General features: G+C 64.0%; 11 protein-coding genes and 1 pseudogene. All 12 read left to right on the forward strand.

The window, feature by feature from the left end:
* The first annotated feature begins 44 nt into the window (after positions 1 to 44).
* The 12 genes and pseudogenes from M3A49_RS09150 to M3A49_RS09205 all read left to right on the forward strand — a co-directional run bounded on the left by M3A49_RS09150 (position 45) and on the right by M3A49_RS09205 (position 14,463).
* A complete protein-coding gene (locus M3A49_RS09150; protein WP_266228409.1) occupies positions 45 to 1,016 on the forward strand; it encodes a dipeptidase in 972 nt (323 codons plus the stop codon).
* 93 nt (positions 1,017 to 1,109) lie between these two features.
* Positions 1,110 to 1,643, forward strand: coding sequence for a DUF5943 domain-containing protein (locus tag M3A49_RS09155; protein WP_266228410.1), 534 nt, complete (start codon positions 1,110 to 1,112; stop codon positions 1,641 to 1,643).
* 65 nt (positions 1,644 to 1,708) lie between these two features.
* Positions 1,709 to 3,772, forward strand: a complete 2,064-nt coding sequence (locus M3A49_RS09160) for an NADH:flavin oxidoreductase (protein ID WP_266228411.1) — start codon at positions 1,709 to 1,711, stop codon at positions 3,770 to 3,772.
* 3 nt (positions 3,773 to 3,775) lie between these two features.
* On the forward strand, positions 3,776 to 5,704 hold the full coding sequence (locus M3A49_RS09165; protein ID WP_266228412.1) for a (Fe-S)-binding protein: 1,929 nt from the start codon (positions 3,776 to 3,778) through the stop codon (positions 5,702 to 5,704).
* 4 nt (positions 5,705 to 5,708) lie between these two features.
* Entirely contained in the window at positions 5,709 to 6,878 is a 1,170-nt protein-coding gene (locus M3A49_RS09170) for an electron transfer flavoprotein subunit alpha/FixB family protein (protein WP_266228413.1), read from the forward strand.
* Entirely contained in the window at positions 6,875 to 7,687 is an 813-nt protein-coding gene (locus M3A49_RS09175) for an electron transfer flavoprotein subunit beta/FixA family protein (protein WP_266228414.1), read from the forward strand. The genes M3A49_RS09170 and M3A49_RS09175 overlap by 4 nt, the downstream gene beginning before the upstream one ends.
* Before the next feature lie 49 nt (positions 7,688 to 7,736).
* Positions 7,737 to 8,978, forward strand: coding sequence for an aromatic ring-hydroxylating oxygenase subunit alpha (locus M3A49_RS09180; protein ID WP_266228415.1), 1,242 nt, complete (start codon positions 7,737 to 7,739; stop codon positions 8,976 to 8,978).
* 35 nt (positions 8,979 to 9,013) lie between these two features.
* The gene (locus M3A49_RS09185) at positions 9,014 to 10,159 is read left to right on the forward strand and encodes a hybrid-cluster NAD(P)-dependent oxidoreductase (RefSeq protein WP_254358415.1); all 1,146 of its coding nucleotides are present in this window, start codon (positions 9,014 to 9,016) and stop codon (positions 10,157 to 10,159) included.
* A gap of 112 nt (positions 10,160 to 10,271) precedes the next feature.
* Entirely contained in the window at positions 10,272 to 11,132 is an 861-nt protein-coding gene (locus tag M3A49_RS09190; RefSeq protein ID WP_266228416.1) for a glycine betaine ABC transporter substrate-binding protein, read from the forward strand.
* A gap of 2 nt (positions 11,133 to 11,134) precedes the next feature.
* Positions 11,135 to 12,531: pseudogene (locus M3A49_RS09195) on the forward strand (quaternary amine ABC transporter ATP-binding protein); the annotation flags it as partial.
* A complete protein-coding gene (choW, locus tag M3A49_RS09200) occupies positions 12,524 to 13,420 on the forward strand; it encodes a choline ABC transporter permease subunit (RefSeq protein ID WP_266228418.1) in 897 nt (298 codons plus the stop codon). The pseudogene M3A49_RS09195 and the gene choW, both read left to right, overlap by 8 nt.
* Positions 13,421 to 13,470: 50 nt before the next feature.
* Positions 13,471 to 14,463, forward strand: a complete 993-nt coding sequence (locus M3A49_RS09205; protein WP_266228505.1) for a GlxA family transcriptional regulator — start codon at positions 13,471 to 13,473, stop codon at positions 14,461 to 14,463.
* Positions 14,464 to 14,608 lie beyond the last annotated feature (145 nt).

Below are 14,608 nucleotides of genomic sequence, written 5' to 3' on the forward strand. Positions count from 1 at the left end.
ACACCACCGACTTTCAATTTCATTCGAGCGTTTCGGAGCGGCTAATGAGCACTCTGCATGACAACAGCATCATCATCGACGGCCTGAACATTTCGAAGTTCGAGCGCTCGGTGTTCGAAGACATGCGCAAGGGCGGCGTCACCGCCGTCAACTGCACGGTTTCTGTGTGGGAAGACTTCCAGAAGACCGTGGACAACATTGCGCAGATGAAGCAGCAGATTCGCGAGTACAGCGAAATCCTCACGCTCGTGCGCACGACCGACGACATTCTGCGGGCGAAGAAAGAGAACAGGACGGGCATTATCTTCGGCTTCCAGAACTCGTATGCCTTCGAGGACAACCTGGGCTATATCGAGGTGTTCAAGGAACTCGGCGTGAATGTCGTGCAGCTTTGCTACAACACGCAGAACCTCGTGGGCACGGGCTGTTATGAGCCGGACGGCGGCCTCTCCGGCTACGGTCGCGAAGTGATCCAGGAAATGAACCGCGTGGGCATTCTGGTCGATCTTTCGCATGTGGGCGGAAAGACTTCATCGGATGCGATTGCCTGCTCGAAGAAGCCGGTGACGTATTCGCACTGCTGTCCGTCGGGTCTCAAGGAGCACCCGCGCAACAAGACGGACGAGCAGTTGAAGGAAATTGCCGATGCGAACGGCTTCGTGGGCGTGACGATGTTCGCGCCGTTCCTCAAGAAAGGCCCGGATTCGACCGTCGAGGACTATCTCGAAGCGATCGAATACGTTGTCGATCTGATCGGCGAGGACCGCGTGGGCATTGGCACGGATTTCACGCAAGGCTACAGCACCGAGTTCTTCGACTGGATCACGCACGACAAGGGCCGTTATCGCCGCCTCACGAATTTCGGCAAGGTCGTGAACCCGGAAGGCATCCGCACGATCGGCGAATTTCCGAATCTTACCGCCGCCATGCAAAAAGCCGGCTGGAGCGAGACGCGCATCAGGAAGGTCATGGGCGAGAACTGGATGCGCGTGTTCGGTGAAGTCTGGGGCGGTTGACCGCGAGGCCTGACCATGCAGCGTGGAAAGGCCAACTCTAGTAATTAGAAACCCTGAATAAAATTGCTAACTGAGTCATTGGAGCCCCACGAAATGCAACCGCAACTGCCGATCGATGTCGACCCCGCCACCGGCGTCTGGACCACGGACGCGCTGCCGATGCTGTACGTGCCGCGTCACTTCTTCACCAACAATCACACCGCCGTGGAAGAGGCGTTGGGCTGTGATGTGTACGCCGAGATTCTCTACAAGGCCGGCTACAAGTCGGCCTATCACTGGTGCGCGAAGGAAGCCGAAAAGCACGGCATTGCCGGTATGGCCGTGTTCGAACATTACCTGAAGCGTCTTTCGCAGCGCGGCTGGGGCCTCTTCACAATACGCGAGGCCGACCCGGCCACCGCGCGCGCGAAGATCGAATTGCGTCATTCGTCGTTCGTGCTGGCGCAACCGGGCAAGGAAGGCAAGCTTTGCTACATGTTCGCGGGCTGGTTCGCGGGCGCGATGGACTGGGTGAACGACACCACGGAAGGCGGAAAAAACGCGCCGCGTTCGCAATCGAAAGAAGTGCAATGCGCCGCCGAGGGCCACGCGCACTGCGTATTCGAAGTCTCGCCGATCGCCGCCTGAACGGCCGCGCGCCCCCCCGCAATACAGGTCACACCGAAAGACACGAACGCCAGAGGTCGTCTGCGATGCGCTACCCCAATCTGTTCAAACCCTTGACGCTCAATCAGCTCACGCTGCGCAACCGCATCGTCAGCACGGCCCACGCCGAGGTCTACGCGGAGCCGGGCGGCTTGCCGGGCGACCGCTATATCCGCTATTACGAGGAAAAGGCCAAGGGCGGCGTGGGCCTGGCCGTATGCGGCGGGTCGAGCCCGGTGTCGATCGATAGTCCCCAAGGCTGGTGGAAGTCGGTGAATCTCGCCACGGACAAGATCATCGATCCGCTCGCGCGTCTGGCCGAGGCCATGCACCGCCACGGCGCGAAGATCATGATCCAGGCCACGCACATGGGCCGCCGCTCCGCCTTTCACGGCGAGCATTGGCCGCATTTGATGTCGCCTTCGGGCGTACGCGAGCCCGTGCACCGCGGCAACGCGAAGATCATCGAAGTGGAGGAGATCCGCCGCATCATCGGCGACTTTGCGGCGGCTGCAAAGCGCGTGAAGGACGCGGGCATGGATGGCATCGAAATCTCCGCCGCGCACCAGCATCTGATCGACCAGTTCTGGAGCCCACGCACGAACTTTCGCACCGACGAATGGGGCGGCTCGCTCGAAAACCGCCTGCGTTTCGGTGTGGAAGTGCTCAAGGCCGTCCGCAAAGCGGTGGGCAAGGACTTTTGCGTCGGCCTGCGCATGTGCGGCGACGAATTCCACGAAGACGGCCTCGATCACGAGCAGCTAAAGGAAATCGCGCAGGCGATGTCGGAAACGGGGCTCATCGACTATCTCGGCGTGATCGGCTCCGGCGCGGATACGCACAACACGCTCGCGAACTGCATGCCGCCCATGGCGCTGCCGCCGGAGCCCTTCGTGCATCTCGCGGCAGGCATCAAGTCGGTGGTCAAGCTGCCGGTCATGCACGCGCAGAGCATTCGCGACGCGGGCCAGGCCGAGCGTCTGCTCGCGAGCGGCATGGTCGATCTCGTGGGCATGACGCGCGCGCAGATCGCCGACCCGCACATGGTCATCAAGATTCGCGACGGCCGCGAGGACGAGATCAAACAGTGCGTGGGCGCGAACTATTGCATCGACCGCCAGTACAACGGGCTCGACGTGCTGTGCGTGCAGAACGCCGCAACGTCGCGCGAAGCGACTATGCCGCACGTGGTCGAAAAATCGCGCGGCCCGAAGCGCAAGGTCGTGGTGGTCGGCGCGGGCCCAGCGGGCCTCGAGGCTGCACGCGTGGCGCGGCTGCGCGGCCATGATGTCGTGCTGTTCGAGAAGAACGACGCCGTGGGCGGCCAGATTCTGCTGGCTGCAAAAGCGCCGCAGCGCGAACAGATGGCGGGCATCGTGCGCTGGTTCGACATGGAGACGAAGCGCCTTGGCGTGGATCGTCGCCTTGGCGTGACGGCCGACGAGAAGACCATTCTCGCGGAAAAGCCAGACATCATCGTGCTCGCCACGGGCGGGTCGAGCTTCACGCAGCAGGTTCCGGCCTGGGGCGTGGAAGAGGGGCTCGCCGTAAGCGCGTGGGACATCCTGAGCGGCAAGGTCGAGCCGAAGCAGAACGTGCTCGTCTACGACGGCGTGAGCACGCATGCGGGCGCAGGCGTTGCCGATTTCATTTCGAGCCGTGGCTCGAAGGTCGAGATCGTGACGCCCGACGTGAAGGTCGCCGACGACGTGGGCGGCACCACGTTCCCGATCTTCTATCGCCGCCTCTATGCGCAAGGGGTGATTCACACGCCGAATTACTGGCTCGACCGGGTGTACGAAGAAGACGGCAAGAAGATCGCCGTACTGCGCAACGAGTACACGGAGGAACAGGAAGAGCGCGCCGTCGATCAGGTGGTGATCGAAAACGGCAGTACGCCGAACGACGCCTTGTACTGGGCGATCAAGCCCGAATCGGTCAATCGCGGGCAGGTGGACGTGCACAAGCTCTTCGCAGCCGAGGCGCAGCCGTGCCTTGCCGAAGAACTCGGCAATGGCCGCTTCCTGCTCTTCCGCGTGGGCGACTGCATCTCCTTGCACAACATTCACGGCGCGATTTACGACGCGCTGCGGCTCGCCAAGGACTTCTGAACCATGAATCCGACCTGGCTCATTACCGCGCTGCTGTGGGTGTCGATGGCGGGGCTCGCGTTCGCGGTCGCGAAGCGGGCCGCCTTCTGGCGGGTGGGGCGCGCCGCTGCGCCCGGCTCCGTGGGCGTCGGCAAGCTGTTCAGTATCCCGAAGCGTTATTTCGTCGATCTGCACCATGTGGTGGCGCGCGACCCGTACATCGCCAAAACGCACGTCGCCACCGCGGGCGGCGCCATCGCGGCGCTCGCGCTCGTGTTCATCAACTACGGTTTCGCGATCTATTCGCCGTGGCTCGACAAACTGATCTTTCTCGCGGCGCTCGCCATGCTGATCGGCGTGGTGTTCGTGTGGCGCCGCCGTCACGCGAAAGCGGTGCCGGCGCGCCTCTCGCGCGGGCCCTGGAATACGCTGCCGTGGCTGCTCGGTTCGTTCGCGCTGGGCGTGGCGCTCTTCACGGTCGTACCGGCGGGCGCCATGTCGGGCGGCTTCGCGGTGCTTTGCGCGGTGCTGATCGCCGTGGGCGCGTTCGCAATGACGTTCGGCGCGGCGCGCGGCGGCCCGATGAAGCATGCCGTGGCGGGGCTGTTGCACCTCGCGTTCCATCCGCGCCAGGAGCGCTTTTCAGCGACGCGCGAGGGCTGGACCGGCAACGGCACGGCTACGCCCCCCACGGCGCTGAAGCTCCCCGACATCGAAGAGAAGCAGGACTATGGCGTGGCGAAACCCGTCGAGTTTCGCTGGAACCAGCTGCTGAGCTTCGACGCCTGCGTGCAGTGCGGCAAATGCGAGGCCGCGTGCCCCGCGTTCGCTTCGGGCCAGCCGCTCAACCCCAAGAAGCTGATTCAGGATCTCGTCGTCGGCATGGCGGGCGGCACCGATGCGGCCTATGCGGGCAGCCCCACGCCGGGCATCAAGGTCGGCCAGCATGGCGGCGCGCCGAACGGCCCGATCGTGTCAAGCCTGATCGAAGCGCAAACGCTGTGGTCCTGCACCACCTGCCGCGCCTGCGTGCAAGAGTGCCCGATGCTGATCGAGCACGTGGATGCCATCGTCGATATGCGTCGCAACCAGACGCTGGTGCACGGCGAGGTGCCGGGCAAAGGCCCGGAAGTGCTGGCAAACCTGCGCGAAACTGGCACGGCGGGCGGCTACGACAAGGCGGCGCGTTACGACTGGTCGGTCGATCTCAACGCGCCCGTGGCGCAACCGGGCAAGCGCGTGGACATACTCGTGGTGGCGGGCGAGGGCGCGTTCGACATGCGCTATCAGCGCACGCTGCGCGCGCTCGTGAAGGTGCTCAACAAGGCGGGCGTGAACTACGCGGTGCTCGGCGCGCAAGAAACCGACACGGGCGACGTGGCGCGCCGCCTCGGCGACGAAGCGACGTTCCAGCACATGGCGAGGCAGATGATGATGACGCTCGCCACGCTGAACTTCGCGCGCATCGTCACCGCCGATCCGCACGTCATGCACAGCCTGCGCAATGAGTACCGCGCGCTTGGCGGACGTTACGAAGTGCTGCATCACACGACCTATCTCGCGGAACTCGCCGAGACCGGACGCATCGCGCCCAAGGCCGTGCAGGCGCTCGCCGAAAAGCGCACGACGTATCACGATCCCTGCTATCTGGGCCGCTACAACGGCGAGACCGAAGCGCCACGCAAGCTGCTCAAGACCATCGGCATCAAGGTCGTGGAGATGGATCGCCACGGCATGCGCGCACGCTGCTGTGGCGGTGGCGGCGGTGCGCCGCTCACCGATATCCCCGGCAAACAGCGCATTCCCGACATCCGCATCGCCGACGCGCGCGCAGTGAATGCCGACGTGGTCGCCGTGGCCTGCCCGCAGTGCACGGCGATGCTCGAAGGCGTAGTGGGCCCGCGCCCCGACGTGCTCGACGTGGCCGAACTCGTGGCCGCTTCGCTGGAGTGAATCGATGAATACCCTCAAACGAATCGATCCGCGCCGCCCTTTCGTCGTCACGGCGGCGGGCCTCAAGCGCATCACGCTGGGCGAAGCCGGCAGCGCGGACGCGAGCGATGCGCAATGGCTCACGCAGCATGCGCACGAAGGCGCAGCGAAGCCACGCCGCGTGGTTAGCCATCCGAATCATCATCTGCTCGTGGTCGCACACGCCGAACGCGGCGCACTCGACGATCACGCGTGCCAGGCCATTGCCGCCGCCGCGCTGCTGGCCGATGCGCAAACCGAAGTCGCGCTGCTCGTGTTCGGTGAGCTGAAGGACGATGCCGGGGCGCTCGGCGTGGACAAGCTGATCGAACTGCCGGGATTCGAGCGCCGCACGTTCGCGCCGGAGATCGAGTTGCGCGCGCTGCAGGCCTGCGCGGCGGCGCTCTCGCCGAAGCACGTGTTCCTGCCCGACAACGCCAGCGGCGACGGCGACCTCGGCCGCCGCTATGCGGCCGCCGCCGGTGCGAGCGTGGCGACCCATGTAGTCGAGATCGATGCGAAGCATGTGGGCGTGTATGAACAGGCGAAGCGTGCGTGGGCCGCGCGCTCGCTGCCCGACGTGATCCTGCTCGCGCCGGGCGCTGTCGAGGCGAAGCTGCCTTTCGTCGGCGCGGGCGACCGCCTCGCGGGCGATTTCATCCGGCCGGCTACCGACCTCGCGTCGCCATACAAGGACCTCGGCCTTGAATCCATCGACGCCGCCCAGGTCGCGCTAGAAGAAGCCGATTTCATCGTCTCGGCGGGCAACGGTGTAACGGACATTGCCGCGTTCGGACGGCTCGCAGGCGCATTCGGCGCGGCAATCGGCGCGAGCCGCGTGGCGGTGGACAACGGTCACTTCACGCGTGACAAGCAGGTGGGCGCAACGGGCAAGACGGTCGAGGCTAGCGTGTATATCGCGTTCGGCATTTCGGGCGCCGTGCAGCACTTGCAGGGCATCAAGGACTGCCGCCATGTGATTGCCGTGAATCTCGACGGCAGCGCGCCGATTGCGAAGCGCGCCAATTTAACCGTGGTCGGCGACGCGCAAGGCACGATCGCCGCGCTGATCGAGCAGGTGCAAACCGCACGCGCAAAGCGTGGCGGGGCGAGCGCCGTCCGTGACGAAACGCATTCCGCAGGAGTCGCCGCATGAACGCACGCCATGATCCTCAAGGTGGCATCGAGCGCATTGCGGTGCTCGTTTCGGTGGGGCGTCACCCCGTGAGCGGCGCGCCGCGTTATAGCCGCAACGACGCGCTAGCGCTCGACCTCGCGCGCACGCTGGCCGAGCGGCATCACGCGCGTCTGGACGTGCTGCACGCAGGCGACGCCGCCGATCCCGCGCTCGCCGAATACCTCGCGCTAGGCGCGCACGAAGTGGAGGTGCTGGGCTGCGCGCCATCCAGTGACGCGGCGCGCGTGCTCGCCGAGCGCGTGCGTGGCTACGACCTCGTGCTGACCGGCACGCGCGCCGAGGGCGCGCACGACAGCGGCATGCTGCCGTACCGTGTGGCGGCTGCGCTGGGCGTGCCGATCGTGGGCGGCGCGGTGGATATCGACGTGGACGGCGCCACGCGCGCCGCCGTGGTGCGGCAGTTTCTGCCCAAGGGTCTGCGCCGTCGCGCGCAGACGGCGCTGCCCGCGGTGATCGCCGTGCATCCGCTCGCGAACGCCCAGCCCCGTTACGCCTATGCGCGGCTGCGCGCAGGCGCGGTGCGGCCCGCGAGCGCAACACGCGTGAGCGCCGCCGAATCCACCGAAGCGGCCGCATGGACGGTCGGCCCGATCGAGCGTAAACCCGTGCGGCTCGCCGCTGCGGAGAAGCGCTCAGGCCACGCGCGCATGCTTTCGGCGACCACGACCGAAAGCCGGGGCGGCAACGTCGTAATTGAAGGGAGTTCGGTCGAAAAAGCACAAGTGATCCTTGCGTATTTGCGGGAGCATCAACTCATCGATTACTGATTTTGCTGGCCTGTCGGCAACGAACTGGGATGAAAAATCCGGAGCACACATGAAAGTAACGGCAGAGATTCGCGCGCTGATCGAGCGCCGCCAAGCGGGTTACAGCCTGGAGGCGCCTTTCTACCTGAGCGAGGAGATTTTCGCGCTCGATATGGAGACGATTTTCCGGCAACACTGGATCGAGGTCGCCACGGAAGCGGAAATTCCCGAGCCGGGCGACTACGTGACCGTCAATCTGGCGGGCGACTCGATCCTGATCGTGCGCGACGACGACATGCAGGTGCGCGCGTTCCACAACGTCTGCCGCCACCGCGGCGCGCGCCTGTGCAACGAAGAGAAGGGATCGGTGGGCAATATCGTTTGCCCGTATCACAGCTGGACCTACAACCTGACTGGCGCGCTGATGTTCGCCGAGCACATGGGCGAGCAGTTCGACCGCTGCAAGCACAGTCTCAAGAACGTGCATGTGGAAAATCTCGCGGGCCTGATCTTCGTGTGTCTCGCCGAAGAACCGCCCGCCGACTTCGCGCTCATGCGCGCCGAGATGGAGCCTTATTTGCTGCCGCACGACCTGGCGGGCTGCAAGGTCGCCGCCCAGGTCGACATCATCGAGAAGGGCAACTGGAAGCTCGTGATGGAAAACAATCGCGAGTGCTACCACTGCGTGGCGAATCATCCTGAGCTGACGATTTCGCTCTACGAATACGGCTTTGGCTACGCGCGCACGGACGCCAACGCGGAAGGCATGGACGCGTTCGAGCGCACCTGCAACGAGCGCGCGAGGCAGTGGGAAGCGATGGACCTGCCGTCGGTCGAAATCGAAAAACTGCTGGACGTTACGGGTTTTCGCACGCAGCGCCTGCCGCTCGACCGCGGCGGCGAGTCGCAAACGCTGGACGCGAAGGTCGCCTCGAAGAAGCTGCTCGGCGAGTTTCGCACGGCCGATCTCGGCGGCCTCTCGTTCTGGACGCAGCCGAATTCGTGGCATCACTTCATGAGCGATCACATCGTGTCGTTTTCCGTGATTCCGCTTTCCGCCGGCGAAACGCTCGTGCGCACGCGCTGGCTCGTTCACAAGGACGCGCGCGAAGGCATCGATTACGACGTGGAGAACCTCACCGCCGTGTGGAACGCGACCAACAATCAGGACCGCACGCTCGTGGAGTATTCGCAGCGCGGCGCGGCGAGCAGCGCGTATGAACCGGGTCCGTATTCGCCGTACACGGAAGGACTCGTCGAAAAGTTCTCGGCCTGGTATATCGGCCGCCTCGCCCGGCAGATTGGCGCATAACACACACGCGTAAAGCAATGAGAGCGGAGTTTGACATGATGCGAGACGCGGCCCAATTCAATCCACTCGACGCCAGCGACAGCCGGGTGACGCGCCCGGCGTTCTGGGGCGCGCTGCCCGAGCGGTGGACGAGCGAGGTCGAGGAAACCCTCGTGTGCTGCCACGTATGGCAGGAAACGCACGATGTGAAGAGCTTTTTCCTGCGCTCGCCGCAGGGCCGCACGTTCTCGTTCGAGCCGGGGCAGTTCCTCACGCTCGAACTCGAGATCGACGGAGAGGCCATCAACCGGTGCTATACGATTTCGTCGTCGCCCGCACGGCCGCATACCCTTTCCATTACCGTCAAGCGCGTGCCGGGCGGCAAGGTGTCGAACTGGCTGCACGACAACCTGCGGCCGGGCGTATCGCTGCGCGTGCTCGGGCCGGCCGGCGAATTCACGTGTGCGCGCCACCCCGCGCCGAAGTATCTGTTTCTTTCCGCAGGCTCCGGCGTTACGCCACTGATGTCGATGAGCCGCGCGCATCACGATCTCGCGGAGGACCGCGATATTGTTTTCGTGCACAGCGCCCGCACGCCCGACGACATCATCTTCGCGCGCGAGCTGGAACTGATCGCTTCGAGCCGCGCGAATTTCCGCACGTCGTTCGTGTGTGAAAGGGTGGGCGCGCGCACCGACTGGTCCGGCGTGACCGGTTTTCTCTCGCTGCCGCTCCTGAAGTTGATTGCCCCGGACTTCATGGAGCGCGAAATCTTCACCTGCGGGCCCGCCCCCTATATGAAAGCCGTGCGCGATCTGCTCGACGAAGCGGGCTTCGCGCGCGAACGCTACCACGAAGAGAGTTTTTCATTCGAAACGCTTACGGCGGAAGCCGAGGCGCCGGTGGAACAGCCCCCGGCGGATTCGTCGGTCGAAACCGCCAGCTTCAAGATCACCTTCGCGAAGAGCCGCCGCGAGATTCAATGCGGTGCACAACAAACCGTGCTCGATGCCGCGCGCCAGGCCGGCGTGCGCCTGGCTTCTTCGTGCAGCCAGGGCATGTGCGGAACCTGCAAGGTCAAGCTCGTTTCCGGGCAGGTGGAGATGAAACACAGCGGCGGTATACGCCAGCGCGAGATCGATCAGGGCATGGCGCTGCTGTGCTGCTCGAAGCCGCTGTCCGACCTCGTCGTCGACAAATAGCGCGCGCGTCGCGCAACGACAAGAACACGTCGTAAATCGACGTTAGCGGCAGATTGTGGCGGGCGAATCTGCATAGGCACGGGGCGCTTGCCCATATCACAGGAGATCGACCATGAAGCAGGCTGGAAAACTCTTTTGGACCGGTGTGTTATCGGCGGTGGTGAGCTTGAGTGCCCCGGCGTTTGCCGACGGCAAGCCGACCTTGAAGATCGGTTATGTCGAAGGCTGGGACGACAGCGTCGCGACGTCCAACGTGGCCGCGCGCATCATCGAGAAACGCTATGGTTATCCGGTGCAGCTCGTGCCCGTGGCCGCGGGCATCATGTGGCAGGGCGTAGCGCGCGGCGACCTCGACGCGACGCTTTCCGCCTGGCTGCCGGTGACGCAGGGCGCGTACTGGGCGCAATTCAAGGACAAGGTGGTCGACCTCGGCACTAACTTCACCGGCGCGAAGATCGGCCTCGTGGTGCCCGACTACGTGAGCGCGAAGAGCATCACCGATCTCAACGCGGACAAGTCGGCGTTCGGCGGACGCATCGTCGGCATCGACGCCGGTGCGGGCGTGATGCGCAAGACCGACGAGGCCGTCAAGCAATACGACCTCAACTACAGCGTGATGCCGAGTTCGGGTAGCGCGATGACGGCCGAGCTGGCGCGCTCGGTGGGTTCGAAGAAACCTGTGATCGTCACGGGCTGGACGCCGCACTGGATGTTCGCCAAGTACAAGCTGCGCTTCCTCGACGATCCGAAGAACGTGTACGGTGCGGCCGAGCACGTGGACAACGTGGCTAACCCCGAGCTCGAAAAGAAGGCCCCGCAGGTGGTGACGTTCCTGAAGAACTTTCAGTGGAAGCCGGGTGAGATCGACAGCGTGATGCTCGCGATCCAGAACGGTGAGAAGCCCGACGCCGCCGCCGACACGTGGATCGCCGCGCATGGTGACCGGGTGAACGCGTGGGCGGCCACGCAGTAATCGCAGGTAAAAAAACGGCAGGGGCCCGCCGCGGCACCGTCAGATCAGTGCCCATGACGGGCCGCGCGCGGCGCGATTGTGCATATGCAGCATGTGACGTTTCCGATGCGGCGCCGTGTCGCTTTTGCGTAAGCGTCTGTCGCAATTCGCCATCCCGACAGGGTTTTTTCTGGCAACCATGTAGACATACCGTGCGGGCCGGCGCCTGCCGTTCGAGGAGACGGAGTCGATGAAATCCCCCAAGATCGTGGTCGATGGATTATGCAAGGTGTTCGGGCCCAACCCGAAGCTTGCACGTGAGCTGCTCGCGAAGGGCGCGACGAAAGACGAGCTGTTCGCCAGGACCGGCTATGTGCTTGGTGTGAACAATGCCTCGTTCGAGGTGCACGAGGGCGAGATTTTCGTGCTGATGGGCCTGTCCGGCTCAGGCAAGTCCACGCTGATCCGGCTTATCAACCGGCTCGTGGAGCCCACGGCCGGCAAGGTCATCATCGACGGGCGTGATATCGCGGCCGTGCGGCGCTCGGAACTGGTCTCGCTGCGCCGCACCGACATGAGCATGGTGTTCCAGTCGTTCGCGCTCATGCCGCAGCGCAGCGTGCTTGCGAATGCCGCGTTCGGCCTCGAAGTGGCGGGCCTGGGCCGCAAGGAGCGCGAGCGGCGCGCACTGGCCGTGCTCGAGCAGGTCGGCCTCGCGCCGTTTGCACAGAAGCTGCCCGCCGAGCTTTCGGGCGGCATGCAGCAACGCGTGGGCCTCGCTCGCGCGCTCGCGGTGAATCCCTCGCTCATGATCATGGACGAAGCGTTCTCCGCGCTCGATCCGCTCAAGCGCAAGGAAATGCAGAACGTGCTGCTGCAACTGCAAAAGGAGCAGCGCCGCACGATCATGTTCGTTTCGCACGACCTCGAAGAGGCGCTGCGCATCGGCAGCCGAATCGCGATCATGGAAGGCGGACGCATCGTGCAGATCGGCACGCCACAGGAAATCATCAGCAATCCTGCCGATGACTACGTGCGTGCGTTCTTCGATGGAGTGGACACGAGCCGCTATCTCACCGCAGGCGACCTCATGCAGTGCGAAGCCGTGCCGCTCATTCGCTCGCTCGACGCGAAGAGCGTGGCCTCGTCGCTCAACGGCAGCGCCGATTACGCGTTCGTGCTGGACGCGCAGCGCCGCGTCAGCGGCTGTGTCATGCGCGATGCGATCGGCGCCGCGCAGCCAGCGCTGAAGAAAGTCGAATGCATCACGCTTGGCACGCCGCTGGAGCAGGTGGTCTCGCGCGTGTGCGCGAACACGACGGCGCTGCCCGTGGTCGACGACGAGGGCCGTTATTGCGGCTCCATCGATCAGGCCGCCGTTCTGAAGGTCATTACGCGTAATCGAGGTGCCCATGTCTGAGATCATTCCCGTCGGCCAGTGGGTCGATCAGTCGGTTCACTATTTGCTCGACCACGACGCCAATAGCTTCGACGCCGTGGGCAAGGCAATCGAGAGTTTCGCCGCCCTTGTCGAACACGGCTTGCAGGCCATCCCCATGTGGGCGCTCATGGCGCTCTTCATCGCAATCGGCTTGTGGCGCGTGGGCTGGCGCTTCGCGATCTTCGCAACTTGCTCGCTATTGCTGATCTACGCTACGGGCTTCTGGGATCAAACCGTCGTGACGCTCGGCCTCACACTCTCGTCAACGGTGATCAGCCTCGTGATCGGCATTCCGCTTGGCATCTGGACGGCGAAGAGCAAGGTCGTGCACACCATCGTGCGGCCCATTCTCGACCTGATGCAGACCATGCCCGCCTTCGTCTATCTGATCCCTGCCGCGATGCTGTTTGGTCTCGGCCGCGTGCCCGGCATTCTCTCCACCGTGATCTTCGCCATGCCGCCCGCCGTTCGCCTTACGAGCCTCGGCATCAAGCACGTGAACCGCGAGATCGTCGAAGCAGGGCAGGCGTTCGGCTGCACGCCGTGGCAGTTGCTGTACAAGGTGCAATTTCCCAATGCGCTGCCGTCGATCATGCAAGGCGTGAACCAGACCATCATGATGGCGCTTTCGATGGTCATCATCGCTTCGATGGTGGGCGCAGGCGGACTCGGCAACGACGTGCTCGCGAGTATTCAGCGGCTGGATATTGGCCTTGGTTTCGAAAGCGGACTTTCCGTCGTGCTGCTCGCCATCATCCTCGACCGCATCACTGAAAGCTTTGGCCGGGCGCCGGGCGCCGTGAAAGCGCCGCTGTTCTCGGGACTCAAGCAACTGATGCGCGTGCGTCCCGCGGTCGTAGAGGCGTAAGCGTTGAAATAACACGATCAACCGCGGTACCCGAGGAGCGCAATGTGACGATCGACATCGCCGAGCCCGAGCCCGAGCCCGAGACGCGCACGGCATCGTCTCTCAGACATTTCGGTTTCCTGACGTTGCAGAATTTTTCGATGATCGCGTTTTCCAGTGCGGTCGAGGTTCTGCGCATGGCGAACTACGTGGGGCGCGCGGAGCATTACCGCTGGTCGATCTACTCGCTCGACGGTGCACCGGCCCGCGCAAGCAACGGCATCGCGGTGCGCCCCGCGCAGGCGCTCGACCCGGCGTGCCTGCCCGACGTGCTGATCGTGTGTGGCGGCATACGCATACGCGAGATCATGAGCGAAGGCGTGCGCGCGACGCTCGGCATGGTGGCGCAGCAGGGCGTGCCGCTGGGCGGCATCTGCACCGGTGCTTACGCGCTGATGGCGAGCGGGCTGCTGGACGGCTATCGCTGCGCCGTGCATTGGGAGGATCTCACGGTCCTGCACGAAGAGTTTCCGCGCGTGCGTTTCGCCGACGAGCTGTTTGTGGTCGATCGCGACCGCCTTACTTGCACGGGTGGCACCGCGCCGCTCGATTTGATGCTCGAACTCGTTGGTGCGCGCCTTGGGCAAAGTCTGGCTGCCAAGGTATCCGAACAGTTCATTCTCGAACGGATTCGCGGCTCGACCGATCTGCAGCCTATACCCGTGGATGCGCGTGTGGGATTTTCGCGTGCGGAGCTGGTGGAGGTCGTGCGGTTGATGGAGGCGAATATCAAGGAGCCGCTGTCGCTTGAGGAACTCGCGCGGCTCGTTCGGCTTTCGCAGCGGCATTTGCAGCGGATGTTCAAGGCTTATTTGAACGTTTCGCCGACGCATTATTACCTGACGTTGCGGCTTAAGCGGGCGCGGGAGCTGTTGCGGACCACTGATACTTCGATTTCTCGTGTGACGGCTGTTTGTGGGTTTAATTCACCTTGCCATTTTAGTAAGGCGTATCGGGTGCAGTTTGGGCATGCGCCTAGCCATGAGCGGCGTGGAGTGGAGTGAGGGTTTGGTTTTTGGTTATGGCTTTTGGCCGTTTTTTTGGGGTTTTCTTGTTTTCGCATCGGTATGGAGGTGCCGCCCCGCACAGGGGCAACACCTGCATACCGACGCGAAAACAAGGAAAGGCCAAACCAGCCAACCGGCCAAC

The organism is Paraburkholderia sp. CNPSo 3076 (assembly GCF_026343935.1).
Taxonomy (GTDB): domain Bacteria; phylum Pseudomonadota; class Gammaproteobacteria; order Burkholderiales; family Burkholderiaceae; genus Paraburkholderia; species Paraburkholderia nodosa.

Excerpts from the sequence above, each read along its gene's own strand:
- M3A49_RS09150 (WP_266228409.1), top strand. The coding sequence starts at position 45 with ATGAGCACTCTGCATGACAACAGCATCATCATCGACGGCCTGAACATT.
- M3A49_RS09155 (WP_266228410.1), top strand. The coding sequence starts at position 1,110 with ATGCAACCGCAACTGCCGATCGATGTCGACCCCGCCACCGGCGTCTGG.
- M3A49_RS09160 (WP_266228411.1), top strand. The coding sequence starts at position 1,709 with ATGCGCTACCCCAATCTGTTCAAACCCTTGACGCTCAATCAGCTCACG.
- M3A49_RS09165 (WP_266228412.1), top strand. The coding sequence starts at position 3,776 with ATGAATCCGACCTGGCTCATTACCGCGCTGCTGTGGGTGTCGATGGCG.
- M3A49_RS09170 (WP_266228413.1), top strand. The coding sequence starts at position 5,709 with ATGAATACCCTCAAACGAATCGATCCGCGCCGCCCTTTCGTCGTCACG.
- M3A49_RS09175 (WP_266228414.1), top strand. The coding sequence starts at position 6,875 with ATGAACGCACGCCATGATCCTCAAGGTGGCATCGAGCGCATTGCGGTG.
- M3A49_RS09180 (WP_266228415.1), top strand. The coding sequence starts at position 7,737 with ATGAAAGTAACGGCAGAGATTCGCGCGCTGATCGAGCGCCGCCAAGCG.
- M3A49_RS09185 (WP_254358415.1), top strand. The coding sequence starts at position 9,014 with ATGATGCGAGACGCGGCCCAATTCAATCCACTCGACGCCAGCGACAGC.
- M3A49_RS09190 (WP_266228416.1), top strand. The coding sequence starts at position 10,272 with ATGAAGCAGGCTGGAAAACTCTTTTGGACCGGTGTGTTATCGGCGGTG.
- choW (WP_266228418.1), top strand. The coding sequence starts at position 12,524 with ATGTCTGAGATCATTCCCGTCGGCCAGTGGGTCGATCAGTCGGTTCAC.